Raw genomic sequence first — 26,308 nt, 5'->3', positions numbered from 1 at the left:
AGCGCATGACCGCATGAAACCCGTTCGGCTGCTCATACTACAGGAAGGAGGTGAGTGGCCGGATGGGTTTTGCTTTGACTCTGGCTTTGCTTTTGCTAGCCAATCCCCTCGATCCGACCAACTTTTTGCACGTCGAGGTGGGAGACAAAACGGTAGCCATCCTGGACCGAGCGGATTATACCTTGCCTGTTGACGGTGTCCCTGTCGCGGATGACTACCGTTTGCAAAAATTGATAGACGCAGTAGCCAAAGAAGCGTATGTAGCGCCGATCAATGCGACGATTAATGCGCACGGCGCCATCGTTCCCGAGAAAAAAGGCCGCAAGCTGGACGAGGCTGCTTTTTTGGAGCGGTTTTACCAGTATTACTACGGGCAGGGCGCTGCGACCATGCAAGTCTCCTACCAGGAAGTGTATCCAAAGGTGGACAAGGCTCTCCTCAGCCAAGTTCGGAAAAAAGTGATCGGGCAGTATGCCACCTATTTCAATTCGCGGAACAAAAACCGCTCTCACAACATCAGGCTCGCTTCACAGGCGCTCAACAACTACGTCGTGTTGCCGGGAGAAATTTTTTCCTTCAATAAATTAGTTGGCCAAAGGACGAAGGAAAAAGGCTACCTGCAAGCGCCCATCATCGTCAGGGGAGAGCTTTCCGAAGGGATCGGAGGCGGGATTTGCCAAGTGTCCTCGACCTTGTTCAATGCGGTCGACAAGGCGGGCTTGCATATTATGCAGCGCTATTCCCACAGCAGGAACGTCGCCTATGTGCCCCCTGGCCGGGATGCGACCGTGAGCTGGCACGGCCCGGATTTTGTCTTTCAGAACAAGTATGCATACCCGGTCATGATCCGCGCCATCGCTGGAAACGGGACGATGTACGTGACTGTGAACTCTTTTCCCGAGATCGAATACGAGCCGCGCCACGTGCCGAGCGTGCGCCAAAATACGCCGGAGGAAGGGCCTGCAAGCCCCGAGACCATCACAGAACCAACATTGCCTTGAGCTGCATGGGCATGTTGGTTTTTTTGTATGGAGAGCGAAAAACGGAAGGTTTCGCCAGCGCGGTTGGCAAGGTAGCGTTTACAATTACCTAGTTAAAATTTAACCTAAAGAAATAGTTGCCACGGAATCAAAAAAGTCGTATAGTGTTTCCTGTGATAAAAATTTCGTGTCCGAAATATTAGGTAGGAAAGGAGTGCATCATGAACAAGCCTTTGCATATACGGGAATTGCTGAAGCGTCTGAACAAGACGTTTGCGACGATGGCTACGAAGGAGCTGAGCAAGTACGGCTTGACCGTTCCTCAGTTGATGGTCATCCGGCAAATTCATTGCGATCCCAAGACGATCGGCCAGCTAAGCAAAGCTGTCGATCTGTCGTACAGTACCGTTTCCGGCATCATTGACCGGCTGGAGAGAGAGCAGTTGGTCGAGCGTGTCCGCGACGACAAAGACCGCCGTGTCGTCTGGATTCGGAAAACGGAGAAGATTACAGAACTGTTTGCCAAGGTGGACCTTTTTTCAGAGGAATTTTACAAGCGGATTTTCCACGGTTTTTCGGATGAAGACCTGGACGGCATTATTTACTCGATGGAAACGTTGATTGCGAAACTAGAAGAGAGAGAAAGCTGAGGAGAAACCATGAAGCGAAAACTGGTATTGTATGTCATTTTGCTCCTGTTCGTTGTTGGGGGCGGGGGCATCGGTTACTACTACTGGTATCAGGGTGAACATTACGTAACGACGCAGGATGCCAGAGTGGCAGGGGACATTTATCGGGTCATGCCCAAAATGACAGGCAAGCTGACTGCCCTCACTGTCAAAGAAGGCGACACAGTCGTAGCCGACCAGATCGTCGGGCAGCAAGACACGACCAACATCGCGACAAACCTTTTGGAAAACAGCGTGCTGCGTTCCCCGATCACTGGCACGGTCATCAAAACGCAGGCGAAGGAAGGCGAGATTGTTTCCACAGGACAATCCGTTGCGCTGGTGATTGACGAGAGCAAGCTGTACATCTCCGCCAACCTGGAAGAAACCGAGATCGAGCGACTGAAACTGGGACAAAAGGTAGAATTTACGCTGGATGCCTACCCGGGCAAAAAGCTGACTGGCCATCTGATGGAGATCGGCAAAGCAACCAACTCCACGTTTTCCTTGATGCCAGCCGTAAACACTAGCGGGAACTTCACAAAGGTCACCCAGCGGATTCCGATTAAAATTGCCATTGACGACACAGCAGGTCTACATTTGGCTGCCGGTTTGAACGCCGAGATCAAAGTGCAAGTGAAGGAGATGTAATCTGGCATGAAAAAGACAGCTCAATGGAAATCGATCGCGGCTGTGCTGATGGCAATTTCGCTCATTACCGCAGGCTGTAGTGATACGTCTTCTGCTTCGACAGGAGAGGAAAGCATCCCGGTTGTAAAGACGTGGAAGGTGACGTCCTCGCAATCCGGCCTGATTGCGAGCGGGAAAATTGCCGCTTCGGACGAGATTCAGGTCGTCTCCAAAGTATCGGGCAAAGTGGCGAGCGTCAACGCGAAGGAAGGCTCTGTCGTCAAGGCAGGAGATGTCCTGGTGACGCTGGAAGCAGCCGATTACCAGCAGCAAATCAACCAGGCACAGGCCGCGATTGCCGGAGCAAACGCAAAGCTGCGCGACACAAAAGCAGGCGCGCGCAACGAGCAGCTCACACAGTTGGCAAGCGTCGTGACGCAAGCGCAGGCAGGTTTGAAAGTAGCAGAGAGCAACTACAACCGGATGAAAGCTTTGTTTGACGCAGGAGCGCTGTCCCAGGCGGAATTGGAAAAAGTTTCGCTCGATTTGGAAAAGGCGCGTACTGGTCTGGAGCAGGCACAGGCGCAGTACGATCTGGCGAAAGCGGGTCCGACTGCGGATACGGTCGCAGCCCTGCAAGCGGAAGTAAGCCGTCTCAATTCCGGCCTGGAGCTGGCGAAAAGCAGCTATGACAACACGATCATTCGCGCGCCAATCAGCGGAATCGTCGCGAAGCGCTCGATTGATCCGGGCGAGATGGCGGCAGCAGGCTCGCCGCTTCTGGTGCTGGTGAACATGTCTGACGTGAAGGTGGAGGCGAGCGTCTCCCAGGATCAGATCAACAATGTCAAAGTAGGCTCTACGGTTGACGTCAAAGTAGGCAGTCTGGGCGGCAAGGTTCTGAAAGGAACTGTCGAGTTCGTCTCCCCGGTTTCTGACGCCAACAGCAGCTCGTTCCCGATCAAGGTCAAAGTGAGCAACCAGGAAGGACTGCTGCGCGCAGGGATGGTAGCGGAGGTCGTGCTGCAAGGTCAGGCGAGCCAGGGAATGAAAGTGCCAAGCTCGGCTGTTCTGGAAAAAGATAACAAGCATTACATTTACACCGTGGACAACGACGTCGTCCATCAGGTGGAAGTGTCTGTAGACAGCGCCAGCGGTGAGTGGACAACAGTAACCCAAGGTGTGAAAGACAACGATCAGATCGTGCTGAATCCGACAGACAAATTGTCCGAGGGCACCAAGGTAATCGCAAACTAACGGGGGTGATGGCATGGCGGAAGCGGTGGCACAGCGGGAGGACAAAAGCGGCAGTGGCGGCATGTGGCTGTCACTGGTCGCGATCCTCTCGGGAACCTTCGTTGCGATTTTGAATAACAGTTTGATTAACGTTGCCCTGCCCACCATGGTCAGTATTTTCGGCTCCACGACGGAGACCATGCAATGGGTTTTGACGGGCTACATGCTGGCAAACGCCGTCATGATTCCGATGAGCGGTTCGCTGTCGGCCAAGTTCGGGGCGAAAAAAATATTCGTCCTGTCGCTTGCGGCCTTTACGATCTCCTCCGTCCTCTGCGCGCTCGCCTGGAGCGATTCTTCGCTGATCGCCTTTCGCGTCGTGCAGGGCGTGAGTGGCGGGATGATTATGCCGATCGGAATGTCGATGATTTACATGATCGTCCCGCGCGAAAAGATCGGGATGGCGCTGGGGATTTTCGGGATTGCCTCGATGACGGCGCCCGCGCTCGGTCCGACATTGGGCGGGTACCTCATCGAATTTTTAAGCTGGCAGTTTTTGTTTTTGATCGGTGTTCCGTTCGGGATTTTCGCCGTTATCATGAGTATGGTGCTGCTCAAGGAAACGCCGAAAAAGCCGGAGCTGAAGTTCGACTACCTCGGGGCTTTCCTGGCGATTGTCGGCTTTGGCGCACTTCTGCTCGCCTTCAGCAAAGGGCAGGCAGAGGGATGGACGTCCTTTTTCATCGTCAGCCTGTTCTTCGTGGCGATCATGAGCCTGGCGCTGTTCGTCTGGGTGGAGCTGGGAAAAGAACAGCCGCTCTTGGATCTGCGGCTGCTGAAAATCCCGGTATTTTCGATCAGTATCTTGACTTCGGGCTTCGTCATGATGGGGATGATGGGCGGGATCTTCCTGATGCCGATCTTCCTGCAAAACATCCAGGGGATGACGGCCATGGAGTCGGGAATTTTGCTGATGCCGCAATCTATCGCGATGGCGGTCATGATGCCGATCAGCGGCAAGCTGATGGACAAATACGGCATCGGCCCGATCGGGCTGGTCGGGCTGACGATCATGACGGTTACGACTTATGAGCTGCACAATCTCGCGGCAGACAGCATGCACTCCTGGATGGACATGATTTTGACCATCCGTGGCGTCGGCATCGGGCTGTGCATGATGACGCTGTCCACAGTCGGGATGAACGCCGTGCCGCGCACGAGCGTAGGGGACGCTTCGCCGCTCTCCAACGTGCTGCGTCAGGTGATGAGCTCGTTTGCAATTGCGATTTTGACGGTTATCATGCAGGCGCGCCAAAATTTCCACATGGCGTCGATCGCAGACAATCTCAATACGGATATGGCGACGCAGTTTATCAGCGGCATCTCCGGCTTGTACGCGCAGGCAGGGGTAGATGCAGCGAGCGCCGCAGGCGGGGCCAGCACGATCCTGTACGGGATGATGGCGAAGGAAGCGCTGGTGCAAGGAATCGGGGACACCTTCCTCGTCTCCGTAATCCCGATTGCGCTGTCGATTCCACTCTTGTACTTTTTGCATAAAAAACCTAAGAAAAATCCACAGGCGCCCGAGCAGCAAAAGGCGGCTGCCTAAACGAAAAAGCGAAAGGGTCACTTCTGCAAGCCTCATGTCAGGATGCGGGAGTGACCCTACTTTTATATTGTTGCGTGCTTGTTCCGGCTTTTGTGCTGGGGCTTACTGCTTGGAAGAATGGCGTGGATCGTGGCTGTAGCGGAGGGAGGAAACAGGAGAAACCGCTGCAGGTGCTTGGGGCCTCTGGCGGGGAAGCTGGGCAGGAGTCCCAAAGACCTTCGCTTGTTTCTCCTGTTTCCTCTGCGAGCTGTTTCTGTTGTTCGATCTTCCTTGAATGGACCACTTTGGACGCGGTTTCGCTTTTTCCACGGAGCCATGCAGTGAAGCTTCCCAGCAGGGATTCCAAGAAGCTACAGCGATTTCGCCTCTTTCCTCGCCTCACCAAAAGTACCGATCAAGGCAATCCCCTAAGACGAAACTTTCCACAACCAGTACACAATCCTCCCCACAATATAACCAAGCAAAACCGTCCAGCCAATCTTGGCCCAGACATTCAGGCCTTTCACAAATTCACGCAAGCTTTTTCGGGGTTGGGGGTGCTTGTTCACCTTGAGACACTCCTTTTGCTGGTTGGTTATAGCGAATAAACAAATAAATACCGGCGATGATAATCAGTCCGCCGACCCATTGCGGCACGGTGACGACTTCACCCAGAATGAAGTAAGCCAGGATGGCGGTTCCGATCGGTTCCCCCAAAATGCCCATGGAAATCGTGGTCGTGTTCAACCATTTGATGACCCAGTTGAAAATCGAGTGGCCGAGCAAGGTCGGGAACAGCGCGAGGCAGAAAAACCAGCCCCAGTCCTGTGCAGGGTAGCCGACCAGCGGATAGCCGAGAACGAGATCGTAGGCGACCAGAATCACGCTCGTCGCCGTGTAGACGACCAGTGTGTAGGTAAACGAAGACATGTGCTGGCGGACGTACTGGCCGACCAGCCAGTAGCCGGTGACGGTCACCGCGCCGAGCAAGGCGAGCGCGTCGCCGAAAAGAGCCATGCCGCCGACCTGAAAATCTCCCCAGCCAATGACGAAGCTGCCTGCGATGGCGAGCAATCCGCCCGAGAGTGCGAGCAGCCGCACGCGCTCCCCGAAAAAGAAGTAACCGCCGATAAAGGCGAATAAGGGCTGCAACGTTACCAGCACGGTTGAGCTGGCTACAGACGTGTAGTTCAACGATTCGAACCACAACAGAAAATGGCTGGCCAAAAATGCGCCGGACAATAGACAGAGTAGCCACACTTTTCTGCTCATGTTTCCGATCTCCGCGAGAGCGCCGCGATTCCAGAGCAAAAACGGAAGCGTCAGGACGACGGAAAAAATCAGCCGATACGTGGCGATAATCGGCGCAGGCGCGCTGGACAGCTTGACGAAAATCGCGGACGAGGAGATGGCGATCACCCCGATGAGCAGTGCCAAGTACGGGGGAAACAGCGGCTTTTCCAATGGTTGATTCATGTGTACACCTTCTTATGTCAGCTACAAGTCACGATGTTTTCTATTGTACCGTTCGCCTGAAAAATTCACAATGTTATGCTTACCCAGTTACCTGAAAGGTTTTTTTTCAATCAGGCAATCCTACAGGCATGAGATACCTACATTCCTTTTTCCGCATCGTTGTGTTGTTGCTTTTGCTCGTGTGCATGCCTGCGCGAACAGAAGCGATCCCGCTGACCCCCATCCACATCCTGATCGACGTCGGCCACGGAGGGGTGGACTCCGGCACCTCTTACGGCAATCTGCATGAAAAAGACATCAATCTGCAAATTGCCAAGCGCCTGTACGAGCAACTGACCAAGGCAGGGTACAGCGTAGCGCTGAATCGCTATGAGGATATCGCGCTGAGCGACGACAACCGCTGGCTGGGCAATCGCTCCCGGCATATTCGCGACCTCGCCCAGCGCAAAAATTTGGCGAAGGAAATCGTGCCGCAAATGATGCTGAGCCTGCACGTGAACTGGTCGAGCGATTCGCGCCGCCGCGGGCCAGTCGTGCTCTACCAGAGCAATGAACAGAGCTTTATGCTGGCCGATCTGCTGCAAAGCTCGCTGAACCGGCTGGCGAACACAAACGACAAGCCGGTCAAGGGCAAGACGTACTACATGCTGCGTCACAGCTACTGTCCGTCGGTCATCGTGGAGATGGGGTTTATCAGCAACGCTTCTGACCGTGAAATGCTGACCACTCCTGCGTCACAAGAAAAAATCGCCCAGGCCATCAGAGAAGCCGTGAGCGAATACGTGACCTTGACAGGAAATCTGAAAATGGAGACGTTCGCAGAAGAAAGCTGGTGGCAAGAGCCATTGATCCAGCAGATCAATGGCCGACTTGATGAATAAGCTGTGAAATCGTGACAAATTCGGCCTCCTTCTGAATCCGCGGGATGTACTGGCGCAGAACGGAGGCTGTTTTTTTGCCCGGAGGCCCGACGTGCCCGATCGCGATGCAGAGCGGGTGGTTGCCGATCAGCTTGCATATTTTCTCCATCTGCTTGGTGATGTGCGGAACAGAGTAGACGTCGTCGAGAAAAATCCGGTTTTCCGCGTGCGGTACGCCCATCTCCTCGGCGATTTTGCCGGCCACGCTCTTGTCTGTCGTTTTGCTGTCCAGGTATATGAGGCCGCGCTTTTTGACGACACTCATGATAATTCGCATGATGCGCTCGTCAGCCGTCACCTTGGAGCCCATATGGTTGTTCATCCCGATGGCGTGCGGCACGTCGTCAATCGCTTTTTCGACCCGCTGGCGAATTTCTTCATCGGACAGATCGGTCGTAATGGCACCTGGCCCGAGCCACGAGCGTTTGCCCTTGACAGGCTCCATCGGCATGTGGACGAACACGTCGTGCCCTTTTTTGTGGGCAAGCTCCGCGTCCTGCTTCGTGCTTGGCATAAACGGCATGACCGCGACAGTCAGCGGCACGGGCAAATTCAGCATTTCCTCTGTTCCTGCCATGTTGTTGCCGAAGTCGTCGATGACAAACGCTACCAAGTGCTTCGGTTTTGGCTGTGCGGGGGGAGCGGTGTCGCCTGCGGCCGCAGTCCACGAAAAAGTGAAGCAGGAAATCAGGGCGGCAAGCACGAGCGGAAATCTTTTCAGCAAATACATATGATCGCCTTCCTTGTCCATTTTTTTCATAGTCTGTTCAACCGCGCCGGTGTTTACCCGCAGTATCTGCGGCTTGGCTTAGGCGATCGCCCTATGTTACGATAAAAGATAGTAGTTTTGCCACGAGAGGGGTCGGATTCCTTGAGTCATTTTGTGTTGATTGACGGAAACAGCGTAGCCAACCGGGCGTTTTATGCGCTCCCTTTGTTGTCCACGTCAGCCGGACTGCACACGAACGCAGTCCTCGGTTTTACCACGATGTTGCTTCGCGTGCTGGAGGAAATGAAGCCAACGCATATTATGGTTGCGTTTGACGCGGGAAAAGTCGTCTTCCGCCACAGCGAGTACGCCGAATACAAAGGCGGGCGCAGCAAAACGCCGCCGGAGCTGTCCGAACAGTTTCCGCTCATCCGGGAGCTGCTCGACGCCTTTTCGATCAAGCATTTTGAGTTGGAAGGCTACGAGGCGGACGACATCATCGGCACGTTGACCAGGCATGCGGATGCCCAGGCTTGGAAAACAACCGTCATTACCGGGGACAAGGATATGCTCCAACTCGTGTCCGATCACGTATCGGTCGCGCTGACCCGCAAAGGCGTCAGTGAAATCGAGTTGTACACCCCGCAGGAAATTCAGGAAAAATACGGCCTTGCGCCGCTGCAAATCATTGATTTGAAAGGCTTGATGGGCGATTCGTCCGACAATATTCCGGGCGTGCCCGGCGTCGGCGAGAAGACGGCCCTGAAGCTATTGCACGAATACGGCTCTGTCGAGAAGGTGCTGGAAAACATCGACCGCATCTCCGGCAAGAAGCTGCAGGAAAACTTGCGCGAAAATGTGGACAAGGCCAACATGAGCAAGGCGTTGGCGACGATTTTGCGCGAAGCTCCGGTCGAGCTGGACGTGCACGAGACGGCCTACGGCGGCTACGACGGAGCGCTCGTCAGCGACTTTTTCAAAAAGATGGAGTTCAAGTCGCTGCTCTCCAAAATCAAGGTGGCACAGCCCGCAGAAGGAAGCGGACAGGAGACTTCTGCAAAGCCTTTTGAATTTGAAGTAGTCACAGAGGAAAACGCGGACAAGTACGCAGACAAGCTGACCTCCCCGATGGCCTTGTACATCGAAATGGACGGCGAGAACTACCACCATGCTCCGATTCTTGGCTTCGGACTGGCAGCGGAAGGAACGGTGCTTTTCGTACCGTGGGATGTAGCGCGGGAGTGGAAGGCGTTCTGTGCGTGGCTGGCCGACCCTGCCAAGGAAAAGTGGGCGTTTGACGGAAAACGCGACACGGTAGGGCTGGCATGGCATGGGCTGGAGGCAAACGGGATCAGCTTTGACGTCTACCTCGCTTCCTACCTGCTCAACGCCTCGGAGAGCAATCCGACGCTCGACAGCATCGCTTCCCAGTACGCCCAGGTGCGGGTGCTGTCTGACGAAGAGGTGTACGGAAAAGGGGCCAAGCGCCTCGTGCCGGAAATGGACGTGCTCTGCGAACATGTGGCGCACAAGGCTGCGGCGATTTGGCAGAGCGTGCCGGTACTTCGCGAGCAGTTGGCGGAAAACGAAATGGTGGAGCTGCTCCGCGATCTGGAAGCGCCGCTCAGCATGGTGCTGGCGCGCATGGAAAAACAAGGGGTCAAGGTCAACAGCGAGCGTCTCGTGCAAATGGGCGAGGAGCTGGACAAAAAGCTGGCCGATTTAACCACACAGATTTACGACCTGGCTGGCGGGCCGTTCAACATCAACTCGCCTAAACAACTGGGCGAAATTTTGTTCGACAAGCTGGCCTTGCCTGTCATCAAAAAGACGAAGACTGGCCCTTCGACCAGTGCAGACGTGCTGGAGAAGCTGGCTCCGTACCATCCGATCATCGACGCGATCCTGAACTTCCGTCAGCTCGGCAAGTTGCGCTCGACGTACATTGAAGGGCTGACAAAAGAAATTCATACGAAGACGAGCAAGGTGCACACCTTGTACAACCAGGCGACCACGGCTACAGGACGTCTGTCCAGCACGGAACCAAACTTGCAGAACATCCCGATTCGCATGGAGGAAGGCCGCAAAATTCGCGAGGCGTTCATCCCGTCCGAGGACGGCTGGTACATGCTGGCAGCGGACTACTCGCAGATCGAGCTGCGGATTTTGGCCCACATTTCCGGCGACGAAAATTTGATCGACGCGTTCCGGAAAGGGATGGACATTCATACGCGCACTGCGATGGACGTATTCGGTGTGAGCGAGGGCGAAGTGACTTCCTTGATGCGCCGCCAGGCCAAAGCGGTCAACTTCGGCATCGTCTACGGCATCAGCGACTACGGCTTGTCGCAAAACTTGAACATCACCCGCAAGGAAGCCGCCGAGTTCATCGAGCGCTACTTCGCCGTCTTCTCCGGTGTGAAGCGCTGGATGGACGAGATTGTCCAGCAGGCCAAGCAGGACGGCTACGTGACGACGTTGTTGCACCGTCGCCGCTACTTGCCCGACATTCGCAGCAGCAACTTCAACCTGCGTTCCTTCGCGGAGCGCACAGCGATGAACACGCCGATTCAAGGGACGGCTGCCGACGTCATCAAGCTGGCGATGATTCGCATGCAGGAGAGCCTAGAGCAAAAAGGGCTGTCCAGCCGGATGCTTTTGCAGGTGCACGATGAGCTCGTGTTTGAAGTGCCGGAAAACGAACTTGCGATCATGCGCAAGCTCGTGCCGGAAGTCATGGAAGGGGCGCTTGCGCTCGACGTTCCGCTCAAAGTGGACGTGAGCGACGGGCGAAGCTGGTACGACGCCAAGTAGGCAGGCCGCCAAACCAAAAAAGAGAGAATGCAGTCAGCGAGAGGAGGAGGCATATGCCGGAGTTGCCAGAGGTAGAAACCGTCGTCCGCACATTGCGCAGTCTGGTGCTGGGAAAAACGATTGAACGGGTCAGTGTCCATCTGCCCCGGATCGTTCGCCAGCCGGATGACGTGGAAGCGTTCAAGGCCCAGCTTGCGGGCCAGACGATCCAGGAGATCGCGCGGCGGGCCAAGTTCATTCAATTTTTCATGGATCAGGACGTGCTCATTTCCCATCTGCGGATGGAAGGAAGATACGGGCTGTACCAGGCAGACGAGCCTGTGGAGAAGCATACGCACGTCGTGTTTCACTTCACGGACCAGACCGAGCTGCGCTACCGGGACGTGCGCCAGTTCGGGACGATGGACCTTTTTCCAAAAGGCCAGGAGACGGCTACAGGACCGCTGGCCAAGCTGGGGGTAGAGCCGCTGGAGGAAAGCTTTACTCCCGACGTCCTGCGCAAGCTGCTCGCAGGCAGGCCAACAAAAATTAAACCGCTCCTGTTGAACCAGGAATGTATTGTAGGACTGGGGAATATTTATGTGGACGAGTCACTGTTTAAGGCAGGGATTCACCCCGAGAAGCCGGCAGGCAAATTGACTCGCAAAGAGGTCGACCGACTGCATGAAAGCATCGTCGCTACCTTGTCCGAAGCAGTCGAGCAAGGGGGCAGCTCCATCAAGTCCTACGTGAACGGGCAGGGCGAAATGGGGATGTTCCAGCAATCGCTCATGGTCTACGGGCGAAAAAATGAGCCTTGTGTCCGCTGCGGAGCCGAGATTGTCCGCTTTGTGGTGGGGGGCAGAGGAACCCACATTTGCCCAGTGTGCCAGAAAAAGTAAACTTTTTGCCGAGGGAGGAGGATGGGCATGATCTTAGGATTGACGGGCGGGATTGCCACTGGCAAGAGCACAGTGACCGGCATGCTGAGAGAGCGCGGGATTCCGGTCATTGACGCGGACCAGATCGCCAGAGAGGTCGTGGAGCCGGGCAAGCCGGCGTATGAAGCGATTGTGCGTCATTTCGGAAGAGACATCCTGTTGGAAGACGGTCAAATTGACCGAAAAGGGCTTGGGGAGATCGTGTTTTCAGACGAGTCCGAGCGTCAAAAGCTGAACGCCATCGTCCATCCCGAGGTACGGCGAGTGATGCGGGAAGAGGCGGAAGCAGCCGAGGCAAACGGGGCTGACATCGTGTTCATGGACATTCCGCTGTTGTTTGAAAGCAAGCTGCAGCATATGGTCGAGAAAATTGTCGTGGTTTACGCGCCGTACGACATGCAGCTTGCGCGGATGATCGAGCGGGACGAACTGGAAGAAGAGCAGGCGAAAAAGCGGTTGCGCGCCCAGTTTCCGATTGAGCAGAAGAAGCTGGAAGCCGACTTTTTGATCGACAACTCCTTTTCCCGCGAAGAGACTGAGCGACAGGTGGAAGCGCTTCTCGCCGCAATCAGGTCGGAGCAGCGCTCATGAGACCAGGCAAACGCGCAGCATTCATTCTGCTCGTTCTGATGAGCGTTTTTTTGCTGCAAGGTACGCCTTTGGTTTGGAAATGGATGTACCCCATCAAGTATCAGCAGGAAATCGTGACAGCAGCGATCAAATACAATGTAGACCCTTATCTGATTTTGGCCGTCATCCGTTCCGAGAGCGGCTTCAAAACAGACCGCGTCTCGAAAAAAGGAGCGGTCGGCCTGATGCAGATCATGCCGGATACGGCGGAGTGGATCGTCAGCCAGGCCAAATTCCGTCCGCAAGACGAGCAGTACTTGTACGATCCCGTCATGAACATCGAGATCGGGACGTGGTACCTGAACTTTTTGCTGAACCGCTACGAGGGCGATCTCATCAAGGTCATCGCGGCCTACAATGCCGGACCGGGAAAAGTGAACGGCTGGCTGGAAAGCCAACAGTGGAGCGGGCACCGCGAAACGATTGAAGACATTCCGTTCGGAGAGACGCGCCAATATGTGCAGCGAGTCCTCTATTATCATGACCGTTACAAGCGCATATATGACTTCCAGTTGAGGTAAAAGCCGTTTCTCTTGCAGGAGAGCGGCTTTTATCTTTGCGTGGGTACAAAAAATAGGAGGGGAAAATCGTCCAAATATTTATTTTTCAGTAAAACACATTGATAATTGTGTTATACTTATTATAATGAAAGTAACGGATCAGTGTAACTTAATTGCGAAAGGGGTTTCTATTTATGACAATCAAAATTGGTATTAATGGTTTCGGCCGTATTGGGCGCATGGTATTCCGCCGCGCTATCCAGGACCCCAACATTGAAATCGTAGCGATCAACGCCAGCTATCCTGCGGAGACGCTTGCACACTTGCTGAAATACGACACGATTCATGGACGCCTGCAAAATAAAGTGGAAGTACAAGACAACAAAATCATTGTAGATGGCAAAGCGACAGTTGTCCTTTCCGACCGCGACCCGCTCAAGCTGCCTTGGGGCGAACTGGGTGTGGAAATCGTCGTGGAAGCGACTGGAAAATTCAAGGATCGCGAAGGCGCTGGCAAGCACCTGCAAAGCGGAGCGAAAAAAGTGGTCATCACGGCTCCAGCCAAGGAAGAAGACGCAACGATCGTCATGGGCGTAAACGATTCCATCTACGACCATGCGAATCACCATATCGTGTCCAACGCTTCCTGCACCACCAACTGCCTGGCTCCGGTGGCAAAAGTGCTCAACGATGCGTTCGGCATCGAGCAAGGCTTGATGACAACCATTCACTCGATCACAAACGATCAGGTGAACATCGACAACCCGCACAAAGACCTGCGCCGTGCGCGCGCGGCTGGCGAGTCCATCATCCCGACTACTACGGGCGCTGCTCGCGCGGTAGGCAAAGTATTGCCTGAGCTGAATGGCAAGCTGAACGGCTTTGCGCTGCGTGTCCCTACCCCGAATGTATCGGTTGTGGACCTGGTAATCAACACGAAAAAGCCTGTAACCGTAGAAGAAGTGAACCGCGTGCTGCGCGAAGCAAGCGAAGGCAGCATGAAAGGCTACCTCGAGTTTTGCGACGAGCCGCTCGTATCCAGCGACTTCAACGGCAACGACAACTCCTCGATCGTCGACGGTCTGTCCACGATGGTCATGGGAACCAACCAGGTAAAAGTAATCGCTTGGTACGACAACGAGTGGGGCTACTCCTGCCGCGTCGTAGACCTCGTGCGCCACGTATCGGAAATGCACAACCAGGCAACTGCCAAAGAAGCAGCGGCGGCTGGTGTCAACTAAGCTCGACTGAGCAAGCCCTTTGCCCGTTTCAAACGAAGCGGCAAAGGGCTTTTTGTCATGCTTGCCCCTCCCCGCAAAAAAAAGGCTACGCCGTCAAAAGGGCGAAGCCAAATTGTTTTCGCTATCATTTCCATTCACGAAGAAGAAGATTCAGACAAGCCGCTGATGTTAAACAATTGATCGTCTTCGAAGCCGACGATAAACAGCTTGATGTTTTCTTTCAGGTCGAGATCATAGGGAGCGATGACATCGTTGCCGCGCCCGTCTTTCAAGACGCGGATCGTCGGCCGATGGGAATAGTCCGGGTCAACGCGACTGACTACCCCTGTCTCGCCCGTATTGAGGACGACGCTGCTTCCGATCGGGAAAATCGCGATGTGCTTGATAAAGGCGTTCACCAGATGATGCTCGAAAAGATGACCGCCAGAGCCGAGCAAGTATTCGACAGCATCCTGGGGCATGTAGCGCTTGCGCCAGGGACGCGGAGAGGTCAATGAGTCATAAATATCGCAAAGACCGACGATCTGGGCGAATTCATGAATCTGCTTCCCGACCAGGCCCTGGGGATAGCCGCTCCCGTTCAGCCGTTCGTGGTGCTGCAAACAGACGTGGGCAGACAACAAGGAAATGTCGTGCTGCTTGCGAAGCAGGTCAAAGCCGAGCGTCGCATGCTGCTTCGCCAGCTCCTGTTCTTCTGCATTCCAGCGCTCTTTTTTCTGCAAAAGCTCCTCCGGCAAACTGACCTTGCCGATATCGTGCAGCATGGCTCCGATGCCCAGGTTCATCAGTTGGGTCCGGTTGTAGCCGAGCGACATGCCGACTGCCGTCGCGAGCACTGCCACGTTGACCGAATGATGGTACAGGGATGGAGAATGGGAAGAGATCGTGGTCAGGTGACCGACCATCTGCTTGTTTTGCATCAGGTCGTCCAGAATGGAGCTGAAAGCCCGTTGAAAATGCAGGCCCATTTCTTTCAGGGAGATTTTGCGGGCCAGCTTGTTCGAGTTGGTGATCTGCTTGATCGTTTTTTCAATGACTTCCACGGCAACTTGTCTGGTCTGCGGACGAATGACGTCCTCCACTACGATGTCTTCCGTGCGTGGATCATCAATGTAAACGGAGTCGACACCGGATCGTTGAAGTCCGGATATCAAGCGCTCTGTCAACTGCATACCGACGCCAAGCAGCACTTTTCCATCTTCGGTGAAAACGGTACGGCCGAGCTTCATTCCCGGCTGGGCTTGTCTTAAAGAAACTAAACGCATTCCAATCCCTCCAACAGTACCCATATTGTACTCCATTCGACTTATGCTTTAAATAGGTACAAGGATTGACTTGACTTCTGACTGGAATATGAGGGACACTGTAGACATGTATTGTCAGTATTGGAGTTGATTCTGATATGCGTTGTCCATTTTGTGAATACAATGGCACTAAAGTCCTGGATTCGCGCCCCTTTAATCATAATAAATCAATCCGTCGCCGCCGGGAATGCGAATCGTGCGAACGTCGTTTTACTACATTTGAAATGGTCGAGGAAACGCCGCTCTTGATCGTGAAAAAGGATGGCACCCGCGAGGAGTTCAGCCGCGAAAAGGTGTTGCGCGGTCTGGTGCGCGCCTGCGAGAAGCGACCTGTTCCGTTGGAAGTGCTGGAAAATGTGGTGAACGACATTGAAAAAGAGCTGCGTAGCTGCGGCCAGGCGGAAATCCCGAGCAACGATGTCGGGGAAAAGGTCATGGAGCGTTTGTACCACGTCGATGAAGTCGCTTACGTCCGTTTTGCCTCTGTTTATCGCCAATTCAAAGATATCAATGTATTCATGAAAGAGCTGGAGGAGCTTCTGGCGCAGGCGAGAGGCAGCCAGTCTTCGTTGCCGAATGATTAAGAGATAGATAACCGATAGGACTCTCCTCACGCTCTTGCGAATTTCGCCGGGGCTATTTTGCTTTCCAGTTATTTTTCTACGCACATCCGTTTGCCATGCTATAATAATAGAATCGAATTTTGTCAGGAAGGAAAGATCTGATGCGCCGTTTAGTCTGGAACGAATTGTTGCCAAAAGATCGTTACCTGGTGCGGCTGGCAAGACCTCTCAGCTTTTCGGAAATGGGGTTTGTCACGCAGTTGTACTTGCCGATCATTGGCGTCGAATCGTACGCCCTCTACCAAATGCTTGTCCACAGTGTGCAGGAAGCGAGCGGGGCCTCTGCGGAGGGAACCCATCGCAGTCTCATGCTCGCCTCTTCGCTGTCCCTGGATCGTTTGCTGGATGCGCGTGAACGCCTGGAGGCCATCGGACTTGTCGAAGTGCGCCGCCGGGAAAACCAGCAGCGCGATTATTACTACGAATATTTGCTGAAACCGCCGCTTGCGCCCGGAGAGTTTTTCGCGGACTACGTGCTTTCATTGATGCTGCTCAACAAAATCGAAAACGTCCGCTACTCCCAGTTGCGGCAGCAGTATGCCGATGCCTTGGGCAGCAAGCTGGCAGAGGAATATTCGCAGGTAGAAAATATCACCAAAGATTTTCACGAAGTTTTCCAATCGTTGAAACCGTCGGAGCTGGAAGTGAAAAAAGGCTCGGAGCGCGAGCGCTTTTTGACCGAGATGGAGACAAACTTCCCGCAGGCCGAGATGAAGTCCGGCTTCGAAGCACAGGTGAACCATTCGCTGAGCGTGTCGTCTTTGCGGCTGTACTTGCCGGACAACGCCGATGCCGCCAAAGTGCTGGAAGGCAAAAGCATGGAGCTGTTGTTTTCGCTCTGCCATTTTTATCAGTTGGATAGCTGGGGCATGGGGCAGGAGCTGCGCGACTGGACGCTGTACAAGGCGGACCGGAGCCTGGACGGAGAGGTGCTTCGCAAGCGGCTCATGCAGCGCTACACGGAAGGCAAGCTGTATCGCAGCGATGCGGCTTTGGCTACGCCAGATGACGACTGGGGGCCGGGCAAGTTGCCTGAACCGGGCAGCGAAGCGTTTGTGCGCGCCTGCCGGCTGCTTTCCCCGCTGGCGCTGTTGGAAAAGGTCGTGGGCGGCCGCGTGAGCAAGGTGTATCTGGAACGCGCCGAGACGTTGGTGTTCGCAGATGGCATGTCGCCGGAAGTCGTGAACGCGCTGCTTTTGCACACGCTCGCCAGCATGCAGATGGAGCTGCCGAAAGCGTACATGGAGACGATTCGCGACAGTTGGAAGGCGAAGCGGATTGCCACTGTCGATGAAGCGGTGAAGCAAATCGTGGAGCGCTCCGAGCAACGGGCGCAGTCCGGCGAAAAAGCAAAAACAGCGAAGAAGGAACAAACTCCGGTCAGACGAAACGGCCGGGCGATTTTGCAAGACAAGCTGCCAGCTTCGGTGGAATGGCAGTTGTCGCAGGAAAAGGCAGCGCCGGACGCTTCCAAAGGGCAGTCCATTCAGGATTTTCCGGAATTGCAAAAGAGGCTGGAAACGCTGCGAAAACGGAAGTAAGGGGAGTGAGGGAATATGGAATCTATCAGCGAGTTCATGCAGGAGCTTGCCAAGCGAACGCCGCGTCAACTGCTGACACCCGATCAGCAATTGGATAAAATGTTCCGTTCGTCTGCGTATTTGAAAGCTTTTCAGGCGGAGCACCCGGCATTGACCCGAGACGATTACCTTCGCTCGCTCTCCAGCATTTATACAGCAGTCAAGGAGCAGTATTGGTGCGAGCGTTGTCCGGGGCTTGGCGAGTGCCCGAATCTGGTCAGGGGTCACAGCACCCAGCTTGAGGTGGCCCACGGCAACATCGTCAGCTCGATCAGGCCCTGTTCCAAGCAGCTTGCGCACGAGGAAGAGGTGCGCCGCCGTCGCCTCATGCGCAGCTACTACGTGTCCGAAGAGACGATGAACGCGAGCTTCGAGTCAATGGTCATCGACGCCGACAATTTGGCCTCGGTGGAAGCGGCGATCCAGTTTTGTGAAAAGGTAGGTACGGGCGAGCGGGTCAAGGGCCTGTATTTTCACGGCCCGTTTGGCGTTGGAAAAAGCTACATCATGGGCGCGATCGGCCGCGAGCTGTCCGAGCGCAATGTCGCTTCCCTGCTCGTGTACGTGCCCGACTTTATCCGCGAGATGAAAGATTCGATCTCGGACCAGTCGTACGCTGGGAAGCTGGAGCTGCTCAAGGAAGTGCCTGTGCTCATCCTCGACGACATCGGGGCGGAAAACTTGACGCCGTGGGTGCGGGACGAGATTTTGGGCGTCATTTTGAACCAGCGGGCGAACAACCATTTGCCGACGCTGTTTACCTCGAACTACTCGCTGGAGGAGCTGCAGGAGCATTTGTCTATCTCAAATGGCAACCGGATTGAGCAGACAAAGGCGGCGCGGATCATGGAGCGGATTCGTCACTTCGTGGACGTTTACGAAATCCGCCGCCAAAACCATCGAGCGGGCAGCTAACGCGAAGAGGCGGGAGGCTTCCCAGTACGAGATGGCAAGCACCTCTCTGCCCCGATGGTACGGCCCGAACAAGACATGCGAGTGCACGGCGACCGGAGAGGCGTTCCACCCAAGCGATTCGGCCATGGTCATTGCGCGGGCCAAATGGTAGTCGTGGCTAATTATCAACACATGGTGCATACGATAGTCGTCGAAAGCCTGCTGGCCGTACAGCAGGTTTTCGTATGTACTGGTGGACTGGTTCTCCATGAGAATGTGCTCTGCCGGGATGCCGTGGGCGACCAGATAGTCCCGGCTGACCTCTGCTTCTGTTTTCGTTTTTCCCTCGCCCAGTCCGCCTGTGACGAGCAAGGCAGACACGTAGCCATCCCGGTACAACTGGACGGCTTGCTCCAACCGCTCGCGCAGTCCGGGACTTGGGCCTTCTCCCCACACAGCAGCCCCCAGCACGATGCCGACATCGGCGTGTCGGGGGACAGCCTGCTCGGCCGTTTCTTCAATCCGTTGCCAATGATAGCCGACCCACATTCCGCCGAGCAGAACGACGACGGTGAGCGCCCGCAGCGCTCTGCGCGGAAAAAAATCTCGTATTCGTTTTCGCAGTTTTTTCATGCTATCGTTGCTCCCTCGCATCTCTCTTTTTCGTGCAAATGCTCGATCATTCTCTTTATTTAGACGTTGCAACTACTATCTAGTTACACGCTTCGACACATAGCCGACATAAATAACTGGTAAATTATTTCTCGCAAATGCCGATATAGTAATGGTGAGATGGTTTCGAAAAACAGCAAATTTCTTACTTGCGAGGGAGGTTGGCAATGTTCTGGAAAAAAACGATGCTCTTGTTTCTGGCCGTCCTGCTATTTGTGGGAACCGGAAGTGCAGGGATCGGATTGGCTGCGGAAGTCATCAACCGCCTTGTACTGACCAAAAACGAGGTAACGCTAGAGTTGGGTGACACCGTTTCCGTAGGGGCGACGGCCATCTATGAGAGCGGGAAAACGGAAGAGGTTACAGTGAAGACGAATTGGCAAAGCCCGGACCAGGGCAAGGTGATTAACGTCTACTCGGGACAAATCACAGCCAAGGCTGTCGGAAACGCCGTAGTCACTGCGGAATATATGGGCAAGACAGCTATCGTCAATGTAAACGTCACGAAAAAAGTAAAGGCGCTGTCGCTGAATCAGCAGTCCGTCAACACCCGGATCGGGGAAGAGAAAACGGTTGAATTGACGGCTTACTACAGCGAAGGCGAACCTGAAAACGTAACGGAAAAAGCCGACTGGTCAATCGACAAGCCGGCAGTTGCGACCGTCATTAACGGCAAGATCAGAGGCTTGAGCTCCGGTACGGCAACCGTTACGGCCAAGTACGGCAGCCAGACGACGAGCGTACAGGTCAGCGTGGAAATCGCTCACCGCCTCATTCCGAGCAAAACACAAGTGTCCCTGCTTTTGGGCAACCCTGGCACAAGCTCGGAAACAATCAAACTGCTCGCGATCTTCCCTGACGACACTCCGGAAGATAACGATGTAGCAGCGAAAGCCGAATGGTCTTCGGACAACCCGGCAGTAGCCGACGCGCTGAAAGGGACGATCACGGCATACGGTCCGGGCTCGGCTACCATCACAGCCAAATACGGCACCAAGACCGCAACGATCAAGGTTGACGTCGACAATACGCAACGGCTGGTGGCGACTCCCCAGAACGTATTTTTGAAGGTGGGAGAAAACAAGCCGGTGAAGCTGGAAGCCACCTATGCCAACTCGTCTACGCCTGTAGACGTCAATGACAAGGCAGAGTGGTCTTCGGACCGTGAAGATGTTGCGTACTACAGCAACGGAAAAATTTATGCTGTCGCTTCAGGCGAAGCCATCATCACCGCCAAATACAGCAACAAAACGGTACAAATCTTGGTGGATGTAGAAGTGCCGCGCTCGCTGGACATCATCCCGTCCTACCTGACGATGGCAAGCGGCAAAACCGTGGAAATCGGAAGTGCGCCAAATGGCAACAACGTCATTGTGAAAGCCTTTTTTGCCGACGGACAGAGCGAGAACATTACCGACAAGCTCGAATGGTCCTCGGATCACCCGGATATCGTGTTTGCCAGCGGGAAAACCATTTCCGCCTACAAAGCAGGGACGGCGACCTTGACCGCCAAATACGGCGGGAAGACAGCTACGCTGGTCGTGGACGTGGATGTGCCGCAAAGCTTGACCGCCAACCCGGCCAAAGTCGCGATCCAGGTCGGAGATGTCAAGCAGGTAACAGTAACTGCTGCTTTCCCTGACGGAACAAGCACAGATGTGACCCAAAAAGTGACCTGGACATCCAGCGCGCCAGCAGTAGCCACTGTGCGCCAGGGACTGGTAACAGGTGTATCCACCGGGGCTGCGACGATCACGGCGACTTATGGGACACGCTCGATCAACATTCCGGTATCCATCGGCGTGCTGCAATCGCTGACCGTGGACAAAAAGTCGCTGGTCCTGAGCAAAGGCGACAGCCAGGAAGTCAAGCTGACCGCCACCTACGCGGACGGCACAGTCAAGGACAACATCAATGACCAGGCGACATGGACTACCTCCTCCGGTGCGGTAGCCGAAGTGAACGCGGGCAAAATTACCGCCGTTGCTTCCGGAAAAGCAACGATCACAGGTACGTTTGAAGGCAAGAGCGTGACGGTTGCCGTAGAGGTCGATCAAGCGCAAACTTTGACGATCAACCCTCGCCTGGTGATTATGAACGTCAATGACTCCACGGCAGTTGAATTGAAGGCGACAGACAGCTCGGGCGCAACCGTTGACGTCTCCAAAACCGCGGAATGGACCTCGTCCAACCTGAAGGTAGCCGACGTGGAAAACGGCAAAGTACGCGGCCTTGCCAATGGCCGCGCCACGATCACCTTCAAGTACGGCGGCAAGTCTGTAACCCTTCCGGTGGAAGTGGGAATCGTCACCAAGCTGGAGGCGGACAAGCGCTTTGTCAGCCTGAAATCGAATGGCAGCAGCGTCCAAATCAAGCTGACCGCCACCTTGTCAGACGGACGCACCATGGACGTCACCAGCCTTGCTGACTGGAAGACGAGCAACTACAAGGTAGCAGACGTCTCCAAAGGCTTGGTCAAAGGGCTCGCCTACGGGAAGTCCACGATTACAGCCAAATACAACGACAAGAGCGTCTCCGTCCCTGTCGATGTAGACACGCTGAAATATTTGAAAACAGACGTCGTCCAGGTCATCATGAACAAGGGCGAAACGAAGCAAGTCAACGCCATCGCCACCTACACGGACGGCTCTGAGGCAAACGTCACGAAGCCAGCCTTGTGGACTACTTCGCGTCTGCTGGTCGCAGACGTGAAAGACGGTGTCATCAAGGCGACAGGCTCGGGCAAAGCGACGATCTACGTCAGCTACGGCGGCAAGAAAACGCCGATTGTGGTGACGGTGCGGTAGGTAAGAGCAGGAACAGATTTAAATTCATCTAATTCTAATTCCAGAAGGGGTGTCTCCATGGTCGATTGTTCGATCAAGGGGCGCCTCTTTTTTCATGGAATGGTAGCGTCTCCAAAGGGTGTCTCATGGCTAACACGGCCAGCCGGGAGAAGGGAGATTTGCGTAAGCGCTTGGCTGGACCGGACTTTCGGATTGTTGTTTTTTTCCAACAGCTTGTCTATACTTTACGTAGCTTTTGCATCTACATAGATTTTGACTATAAATTAGGCAGGTTTTGAGGCGGGGGAGGAGTCAGGGCAGATGGTCAAACTGAAAGATATCGGGAGTTTTGAGGTGCTGCCGGAAATCGCAGCACACATTTACGAGGGAAACGTCGCGGCTTTGCAGGCGGCGATTGCGGCAGGCTGGGATGTAGAAGAAAAGATCGTCCTGAGCCAATATACGACCGTAAGCCCGTTGGAGCTGGCGCTAGTAGCGGAGAAGCTGGAGGTGGTCAAGCTCCTGGTTGAGCACGGCGTCAACCTGAATGCGAAGGACGAACCTGCTTTTCTCATCGCTGTCCGCTATTGCAAGGAAGACATCGTCCGCTACCTCGCCGCCCAAGGCGCGCGGCTGGACATGAAAAACCGGGTCGGCTCCGGCGCGTATGCCCAAGCGTACTACGGCAACAAAAAGAATATTCCGCTCATCCACGAACTGGGACTCGATATCAGGCTGCATGGAGGCGACGTGTTGCGCATGGCCGTATCCGACCACGACCGGAAAACCGTCGATTACTTGCTCGATCACGGAGTCGACATCAACTACAACCAGCCGGACATGGTCTATCCGTATCGGGCGACTCCACTAACCGTCGCAACGCGCATGGGCAATCTCGCCATGGCCAAGCATCTGGTCGAACGCGGCGCCGACGTCACCCTGGCGGAAAAAGGCGGCGAGCGCCCCTACACCATCGCTGTCAGCAGCAAGCACGAGGAACTGGCCGCCTATTTGAAATCGTTGGAGCCTGCAAAGTTTCATGATGTGGAGAACAGGAAGTATGAGCTGCAAACGTACAAGCTGTCTGCCGAGCTGGTTCGTTTTCTCACTGGTGACAATCTGCGCGTGGAGCTTGCGGAAAACGAGTACGGGATGGGGTATATTGATTTCTTTTCGTTGGCAGATACGATCGAGCTGAAAGTCGGGCGGCAAAAGCTGCTGCGTCTGTCTGCGGATATCGAGAACTATTCGCATCTGCATCTGGTGTGGAATCCGAAGAAGAAAGGCATGATTGGTTGCTACGACGAAGAGCATGGGGAGTATGCCGATCTGGGCAGCTTTGCGGAGTTTTTGGCGCAGCCGGAGGTGGATTTGGTCCGGTTTATGGAGGGAGAGGTTGAGGAGAAGAAGGCTTAGGAGGGGAAGGGGCGGTGATGGGCTGTTGGCTTCGGCAGCCCTTGTTTCAGACAGCTCTTATTTCAGACAGCCCTTATTTCATAGAGGAAGTGCTGGAAGGGAAGCTGGCAGATGGAGGTGTTGGGTGGCGGTGGAGTACATAGGAAGGATGATAGACAGGGGCGTTTTTGGGTTTGGTTTTGTTTTCGGAGTTTGAACTGGGTGTTGAGTGGGGGGAGTGATTGAAATGTGAGTGAGCTATTCGGGAGATTTTTTTCATGACGAGCCTGACTTTTTCCGTTTTTTTCGCTTGCACTGTAATAGAGAGGTGTGCTATACTGAGATCACTGAGGCGGTAATCCGCTACAGCATACATAATGGTCATAATGATAATATCGCGGGCCCTTAGCTCAGCTGGGAGAGCGCTACACTGGCAGTGTAGAGGTCGTCGGTTCGATCCCGATAGGGTCCACCAATACATTTAATAAAAACGGCAGAGATGTCGTTTTTTTATTTTGAATTTACCCCCCTTGTTTGCTCTGTGTTTATTACGAGATAACAGGGTTCTTAGATAGCAATTTTACAGAAAATTAGATAGCTCTATTGAAAAAACTCAAGCTGAAATGATGCTTGAGTTATTATTTGCCTATATACAATCATACTTCATTTTAGTCGAAAAATGTTGAATCGTGTGAAATATCTCGTTAAAATTAAGAAGAAATAGATTCCAATCATATCTTTGCACATAAGGATTTTCCGAATACCAAACCGGAAACGGAGGATAAAAATGAATAAGCTCGGATCATTCTGGCTAGCGATCATACTAGCCATTAGTGGAATATCGACCTTGTTTAGTTCAACGTCAGTAAAGGCAGAATCATCAGATTACATATACACAAAGGAACAGCTAGATGCTCTCAATCACCTTAATGAAATTCGTAGTAAAATCGGCGTTCACCCAGTCAAATTGAATCCGTTTCTAACAAAAGCAGCAGAAAATCACGCAAAATACCTAAATATAAACCCAGAGAATAATTGGTCATTATTAGCTCATAATGAGGAAAGCAACAAGAAGGGCTACACAGGCGATGATCCTAGCATGCGGATAAAGGCAGTGGGTGGATATTCAACAGGGGTTTTAGGTGAGGGAATAGCTTTTCGATCGTCATTAATAGAGGGGATCGATAATTTAATATATGGACCTTATCATAGGGATTCTTTGATTTCTGCAGATTTAGAAGAGGTGGGCTTTGCTTTCGTTAATGGTGTTATTGTAGGCAACTATTATCTTGGAGATGGTGACTCAGTTGCTCATAATGACGTTGTATATCCTTATAATGGCCAAACAAATGTGGATATAGGTTTTTATGGAGATGAACTTCCAAACCCGCTTAATCAATTTGGTGTCAGTAAAACAGGTTATGCAATTACGTATCAAACTGGAAAACTTCTCTCATTGGATACTGTGTACAATGTAAAAATAACAAATAGTAAGGGTGAAGATGTTCCAGTCTTTGTACAAAACGGTTTTGCTGAAGTTTATATTTTCCCCAAGGACGAACTTGCTTACAACGAGAAGTACACAGTAACGGTAACATACAATGGTTATGACACCACTGATGGTTGGGGGAATTGGAAGCCAACAAGTGGTTCGAAAACATGGTCTTTCACAACCAAGCCTGATCCAAGATTTGCTAAGCCTGACTATTTACCAGATCCTACACCAATCATCTTACCATCAGGTTATTATGACAGTAGTGGTAAATACGTACCAAGAAAACCTTTCACGAAAGACAATGTTGGTATTGGGATTAATGGAGACCTAATCACTGTTAATCCACCAGCATTTATCCGTGATGGGAATACTTTCATTCCCCTTCGAGGGGTTTTTGACGCAATTGAAGCAAAGGTAACTTGGTTTAAGGAGACTCACTCCATAGAAATTGAGAAATGGTACACTACAATAAGATTGACGATTGGCGATCGGACAGCTTATGTAAATGGTAAACCTATCACGTTATCTGTAGCACCGTTTATTTCATCTGAAGGTTCGACGTATGTTCCACTCCGTTTTATTAGTGAGACCATTGGAGCAAAGGTAGGATGGGATGCTCAGAACTTTGTAGCCCTGATTATTACAAAGTGATAAAACTCTCTCACCTACCAGCTCTTAAGTCAAAACAGCCTAATTTTGGCGGTTTCAGCGTGTAGACCTTGTATCTGTCGATACTTTGTCTACACGCTGAAGCCATCAGTGGGAGACTGATGGATTATCATAAAATTCTACGAAAACAGATTATTCTTACTTGCTCTCGTTTTTCTTTAGATTTTCATACTCAGCTTCCAGCAATCGGAAGAAATCAGAAGGTTTGATTTTCAATCCTTCGCAGAGTTCAAAAATTTTGCTGGCCGATGGTTCATTCCTGCCGACTTCAATCATAGATATGTACGAACGATCCACTTGACATAGTCCTGCTAAATCTTCCTGACTTAATCCCTGCTTGATTCGTAAGGCTTTCACGGTTTTACCGATAATTTTTTAATGGTAAGGTTATGGTTGTTCAAAGAGAAATACTCCTTTTACAACCATTATCAAATTGGTATAATTCCAACAACAGATAAAGTATTCAACATAATGTAATATATTTACAAAAGAACGTATGTTTTGTGGTGTGAGATCCTCTATATTGGTATCTATAGCCGGTGAAAACCATAGAAAACCAGTGAAAGCCTACATATCCG

General features: G+C 53.1%; 22 protein-coding genes and 1 tRNA gene. 18 read left to right on the top strand and 5 right to left on the bottom strand.

The window, feature by feature from the left end; translation table 11 throughout:
- Positions 1-62: 62 nt before the first annotated feature.
- The 5 genes from BA6348_RS21975 to BA6348_RS21955 all read left to right on the top strand — a co-directional run bounded on the left by BA6348_RS21975 (position 63) and on the right by BA6348_RS21955 (position 5,123).
- On the top strand, positions 63-1,001 hold the full coding sequence (locus BA6348_RS21975) for a VanW family protein (RefSeq protein ID WP_122953233.1): 939 nt from the start codon (positions 63-65) through the stop codon (positions 999-1,001).
- A gap of 200 nt (positions 1,002-1,201) precedes the next feature.
- On the top strand, positions 1,202-1,630 hold the full coding sequence (locus tag BA6348_RS21970; protein ID WP_005833849.1) for a MarR family winged helix-turn-helix transcriptional regulator: 429 nt from the start codon (positions 1,202-1,204) through the stop codon (positions 1,628-1,630).
- Between the two features lie 9 nt (positions 1,631-1,639).
- Positions 1,640-2,299: an efflux RND transporter periplasmic adaptor subunit gene (locus tag BA6348_RS21965; protein ID WP_005833851.1), complete on the top strand. Its 660-nt coding sequence runs from the start codon at positions 1,640-1,642 to the stop codon at positions 2,297-2,299.
- Positions 2,300-2,305: 6 nt separating this feature from the next.
- The gene (locus BA6348_RS21960; protein WP_005833853.1) at positions 2,306-3,535 is read left to right on the top strand and encodes an efflux RND transporter periplasmic adaptor subunit; all 1,230 of its coding nucleotides are present in this window, start codon (positions 2,306-2,308) and stop codon (positions 3,533-3,535) included.
- Positions 3,536-3,548: 13 nt separating this feature from the next.
- Positions 3,549-5,123 carry a DHA2 family efflux MFS transporter permease subunit gene (locus tag BA6348_RS21955; RefSeq protein WP_122953234.1) on the top strand — a complete coding sequence of 525 codons (1,575 nt, stop codon included), beginning with the start codon at positions 3,549-3,551 and terminating at the stop codon, positions 5,121-5,123.
- 510 nt (positions 5,124-5,633) lie between these two features.
- On the opposite strand, the gene BA6348_RS21950 is transcribed toward BA6348_RS21955, so the two are convergent.
- Positions 5,634-6,578: a DMT family transporter gene (locus tag BA6348_RS21950; protein ID WP_025846842.1), complete on the bottom strand. Its 945-nt coding sequence runs from the start codon at positions 6,576-6,578 to the stop codon at positions 5,634-5,636.
- A 128-nt stretch (positions 6,579-6,706) separates the two neighbouring features.
- On the opposite strand from BA6348_RS21950, the gene BA6348_RS21945 reads away from it, so the two are divergent.
- Positions 6,707-7,459: an N-acetylmuramoyl-L-alanine amidase family protein gene (locus BA6348_RS21945; RefSeq protein ID WP_005833860.1), complete on the top strand. Its 753-nt coding sequence runs from the start codon at positions 6,707-6,709 to the stop codon at positions 7,457-7,459.
- On the opposite strand, the gene BA6348_RS21940 is transcribed toward BA6348_RS21945, so the two are convergent.
- Complete coding sequence (locus tag BA6348_RS21940; RefSeq protein ID WP_026557902.1) at positions 7,437-8,258, bottom strand: divergent polysaccharide deacetylase family protein; 822 nt, start codon at positions 8,256-8,258, stop codon at positions 7,437-7,439. The genes BA6348_RS21945 and BA6348_RS21940 overlap by 23 nt on opposite strands.
- A gap of 111 nt (positions 8,259-8,369) precedes the next feature.
- Between BA6348_RS21940 and polA the strand changes: the two genes are divergently transcribed.
- The 5 genes from polA to BA6348_RS21915 all read left to right on the top strand — a co-directional run bounded on the left by polA (position 8,370) and on the right by BA6348_RS21915 (position 14,312).
- On the top strand, positions 8,370-11,021 hold the full coding sequence (polA, locus tag BA6348_RS21935; protein ID WP_005833864.1) for a DNA polymerase I: 2,652 nt from the start codon (positions 8,370-8,372) through the stop codon (positions 11,019-11,021).
- A gap of 53 nt (positions 11,022-11,074) precedes the next feature.
- Positions 11,075-11,902, top strand: coding sequence for a DNA-formamidopyrimidine glycosylase (mutM, locus tag BA6348_RS21930; RefSeq protein ID WP_005833866.1), 828 nt, complete (start codon positions 11,075-11,077; stop codon positions 11,900-11,902).
- Between the two features lie 27 nt (positions 11,903-11,929).
- Positions 11,930-12,532, top strand: a complete 603-nt coding sequence (coaE, locus tag BA6348_RS21925) for a dephospho-CoA kinase (protein ID WP_005833868.1) — start codon at positions 11,930-11,932, stop codon at positions 12,530-12,532.
- Entirely contained in the window at positions 12,529-13,092 is a 564-nt protein-coding gene (locus BA6348_RS21920; RefSeq protein ID WP_005833870.1) for a lytic transglycosylase domain-containing protein, read from the top strand. The genes coaE and BA6348_RS21920 overlap by 4 nt, the downstream gene beginning before the upstream one ends.
- A gap of 173 nt (positions 13,093-13,265) precedes the next feature.
- Complete coding sequence (locus BA6348_RS21915; protein WP_005833872.1) at positions 13,266-14,312, top strand: glyceraldehyde-3-phosphate dehydrogenase; 1,047 nt, start codon at positions 13,266-13,268, stop codon at positions 14,310-14,312.
- Positions 14,313-14,446: 134 nt separating this feature from the next.
- On the opposite strand, the gene BA6348_RS21910 is transcribed toward BA6348_RS21915, so the two are convergent.
- Positions 14,447-15,577: an HD-GYP domain-containing protein gene (locus tag BA6348_RS21910; RefSeq protein ID WP_007784773.1), complete on the bottom strand. Its 1,131-nt coding sequence runs from the start codon at positions 15,575-15,577 to the stop codon at positions 14,447-14,449.
- Positions 15,578-15,714: 137 nt separating this feature from the next.
- Between BA6348_RS21910 and nrdR the strand changes: the two genes are divergently transcribed.
- The 3 genes from nrdR to dnaI all read left to right on the top strand — a co-directional run bounded on the left by nrdR (position 15,715) and on the right by dnaI (position 18,734).
- Positions 15,715-16,200, top strand: coding sequence for a transcriptional regulator NrdR (nrdR, locus tag BA6348_RS21905; RefSeq protein WP_007784772.1), 486 nt, complete (start codon positions 15,715-15,717; stop codon positions 16,198-16,200).
- A 140-nt stretch (positions 16,201-16,340) separates the two neighbouring features.
- Positions 16,341-17,780 carry a replication initiation and membrane attachment family protein gene (locus BA6348_RS21900; RefSeq protein WP_026557901.1) on the top strand — a complete coding sequence of 480 codons (1,440 nt, stop codon included), beginning with the start codon at positions 16,341-16,343 and terminating at the stop codon, positions 17,778-17,780.
- Between the two features lie 15 nt (positions 17,781-17,795).
- Positions 17,796-18,734 carry a primosomal protein DnaI gene (gene dnaI, locus BA6348_RS21895; protein ID WP_005833880.1) on the top strand — a complete coding sequence of 313 codons (939 nt, stop codon included), beginning with the start codon at positions 17,796-17,798 and terminating at the stop codon, positions 18,732-18,734.
- Here the strand turns inward: dnaI and BA6348_RS21890 are convergent.
- Positions 18,624-19,346 (bottom strand): YdcF family protein, encoded by a 723-nt coding sequence (locus BA6348_RS21890; RefSeq protein ID WP_007784768.1) that lies wholly within the window; start codon positions 19,344-19,346, stop codon positions 18,624-18,626. The two genes, dnaI and BA6348_RS21890, sit on opposite strands and share 111 nt — an antisense overlap.
- 206 nt (positions 19,347-19,552) lie before the next feature.
- Here BA6348_RS21890 and BA6348_RS21885 point away from each other — a divergent pair, with 206 nt between their 5' ends.
- The 4 genes from BA6348_RS21885 (at position 19,553) to BA6348_RS21870 (ending at position 25,712) form a co-directional block, all read left to right on the top strand.
- Entirely contained in the window at positions 19,553-22,192 is a 2,640-nt protein-coding gene (locus tag BA6348_RS21885; protein WP_007784766.1) for an Ig-like domain-containing protein, read from the top strand.
- A gap of 300 nt (positions 22,193-22,492) precedes the next feature.
- On the top strand, positions 22,493-23,587 hold the full coding sequence (locus BA6348_RS21880; protein ID WP_122953235.1) for an ankyrin repeat domain-containing protein: 1,095 nt from the start codon (positions 22,493-22,495) through the stop codon (positions 23,585-23,587).
- Positions 23,588-23,965: 378 nt separating this feature from the next.
- Positions 23,966-24,041: transfer RNA gene (locus tag BA6348_RS21875), tRNA-Ala, on the top strand.
- A 312-nt stretch (positions 24,042-24,353) separates the two neighbouring features.
- On the top strand, positions 24,354-25,712 hold the full coding sequence (locus BA6348_RS21870) for a stalk domain-containing protein (protein ID WP_122953236.1): 1,359 nt from the start codon (positions 24,354-24,356) through the stop codon (positions 25,710-25,712).
- Between the two features lie 156 nt (positions 25,713-25,868).
- Here BA6348_RS21870 and BA6348_RS21865 read toward each other — a convergent pair whose 3' ends face one another.
- Positions 25,869-26,087 carry a helix-turn-helix domain-containing protein gene (locus tag BA6348_RS21865; protein WP_207212831.1) on the bottom strand — a complete coding sequence of 73 codons (219 nt, stop codon included), beginning with the start codon at positions 26,085-26,087 and terminating at the stop codon, positions 25,869-25,871.
- Between the last annotated feature and the right edge of the window lie 221 nt (positions 26,088-26,308).

Origin of the sequence: Brevibacillus agri (assembly GCF_004117055.1) — a bacterium.
GTDB lineage: Bacteria > Bacillota > Bacilli > Brevibacillales > Brevibacillaceae > Brevibacillus > Brevibacillus agri.
Note: the sequence above shows the minus strand (reverse complement) of the source record. Positions and strands in the feature narration are given on the sequence as shown.

Coding starts and splice junctions, on each gene's coding strand:
- BA6348_RS21915 (WP_005833872.1), top strand. CDS start 13,266: ATGACAATCAAAATTGGTATTAATGGTTTCGGCCGTATTGGGCGCATG.
- BA6348_RS21970 (WP_005833849.1), top strand. CDS start 1,202: ATGAACAAGCCTTTGCATATACGGGAATTGCTGAAGCGTCTGAACAAG.
- mutM (WP_005833866.1), top strand. CDS start 11,075: ATGCCGGAGTTGCCAGAGGTAGAAACCGTCGTCCGCACATTGCGCAGT.
- coaE (WP_005833868.1), top strand. CDS start 11,930: ATGATCTTAGGATTGACGGGCGGGATTGCCACTGGCAAGAGCACAGTG.
- BA6348_RS21890 (WP_007784768.1), bottom strand. CDS start 19,346: ATGAAAAAACTGCGAAAACGAATACGAGATTTTTTTCCGCGCAGAGCG.
- BA6348_RS21920 (WP_005833870.1), top strand. CDS start 12,529: ATGAGACCAGGCAAACGCGCAGCATTCATTCTGCTCGTTCTGATGAGC.
- BA6348_RS21885 (WP_007784766.1), top strand. CDS start 19,553: ATGTTCTGGAAAAAAACGATGCTCTTGTTTCTGGCCGTCCTGCTATTT.
- BA6348_RS21910 (WP_007784773.1), bottom strand. CDS start 15,577: ATGCGTTTAGTTTCTTTAAGACAAGCCCAGCCGGGAATGAAGCTCGGC.
- BA6348_RS21965 (WP_005833851.1), top strand. CDS start 1,640: ATGAAGCGAAAACTGGTATTGTATGTCATTTTGCTCCTGTTCGTTGTT.
- BA6348_RS21940 (WP_026557902.1), bottom strand. CDS start 8,258: ATGAAAAAAATGGACAAGGAAGGCGATCATATGTATTTGCTGAAAAGA.
- BA6348_RS21870 (WP_122953236.1), top strand. CDS start 24,354: ATGAATAAGCTCGGATCATTCTGGCTAGCGATCATACTAGCCATTAGT.
- dnaI (WP_005833880.1), top strand. CDS start 17,796: ATGGAATCTATCAGCGAGTTCATGCAGGAGCTTGCCAAGCGAACGCCG.
- BA6348_RS21900 (WP_026557901.1), top strand. CDS start 16,341: ATGCGCCGTTTAGTCTGGAACGAATTGTTGCCAAAAGATCGTTACCTG.
- BA6348_RS21960 (WP_005833853.1), top strand. CDS start 2,306: ATGAAAAAGACAGCTCAATGGAAATCGATCGCGGCTGTGCTGATGGCA.
- BA6348_RS21950 (WP_025846842.1), bottom strand. CDS start 6,578: ATGAATCAACCATTGGAAAAGCCGCTGTTTCCCCCGTACTTGGCACTG.
- nrdR (WP_007784772.1), top strand. CDS start 15,715: ATGCGTTGTCCATTTTGTGAATACAATGGCACTAAAGTCCTGGATTCG.
- BA6348_RS21880 (WP_122953235.1), top strand. CDS start 22,493: ATGGTCAAACTGAAAGATATCGGGAGTTTTGAGGTGCTGCCGGAAATC.
- BA6348_RS21955 (WP_122953234.1), top strand. CDS start 3,549: ATGGCGGAAGCGGTGGCACAGCGGGAGGACAAAAGCGGCAGTGGCGGC.
- BA6348_RS21945 (WP_005833860.1), top strand. CDS start 6,707: ATGAGATACCTACATTCCTTTTTCCGCATCGTTGTGTTGTTGCTTTTG.
- BA6348_RS21975 (WP_122953233.1), top strand. CDS start 63: ATGGGTTTTGCTTTGACTCTGGCTTTGCTTTTGCTAGCCAATCCCCTC.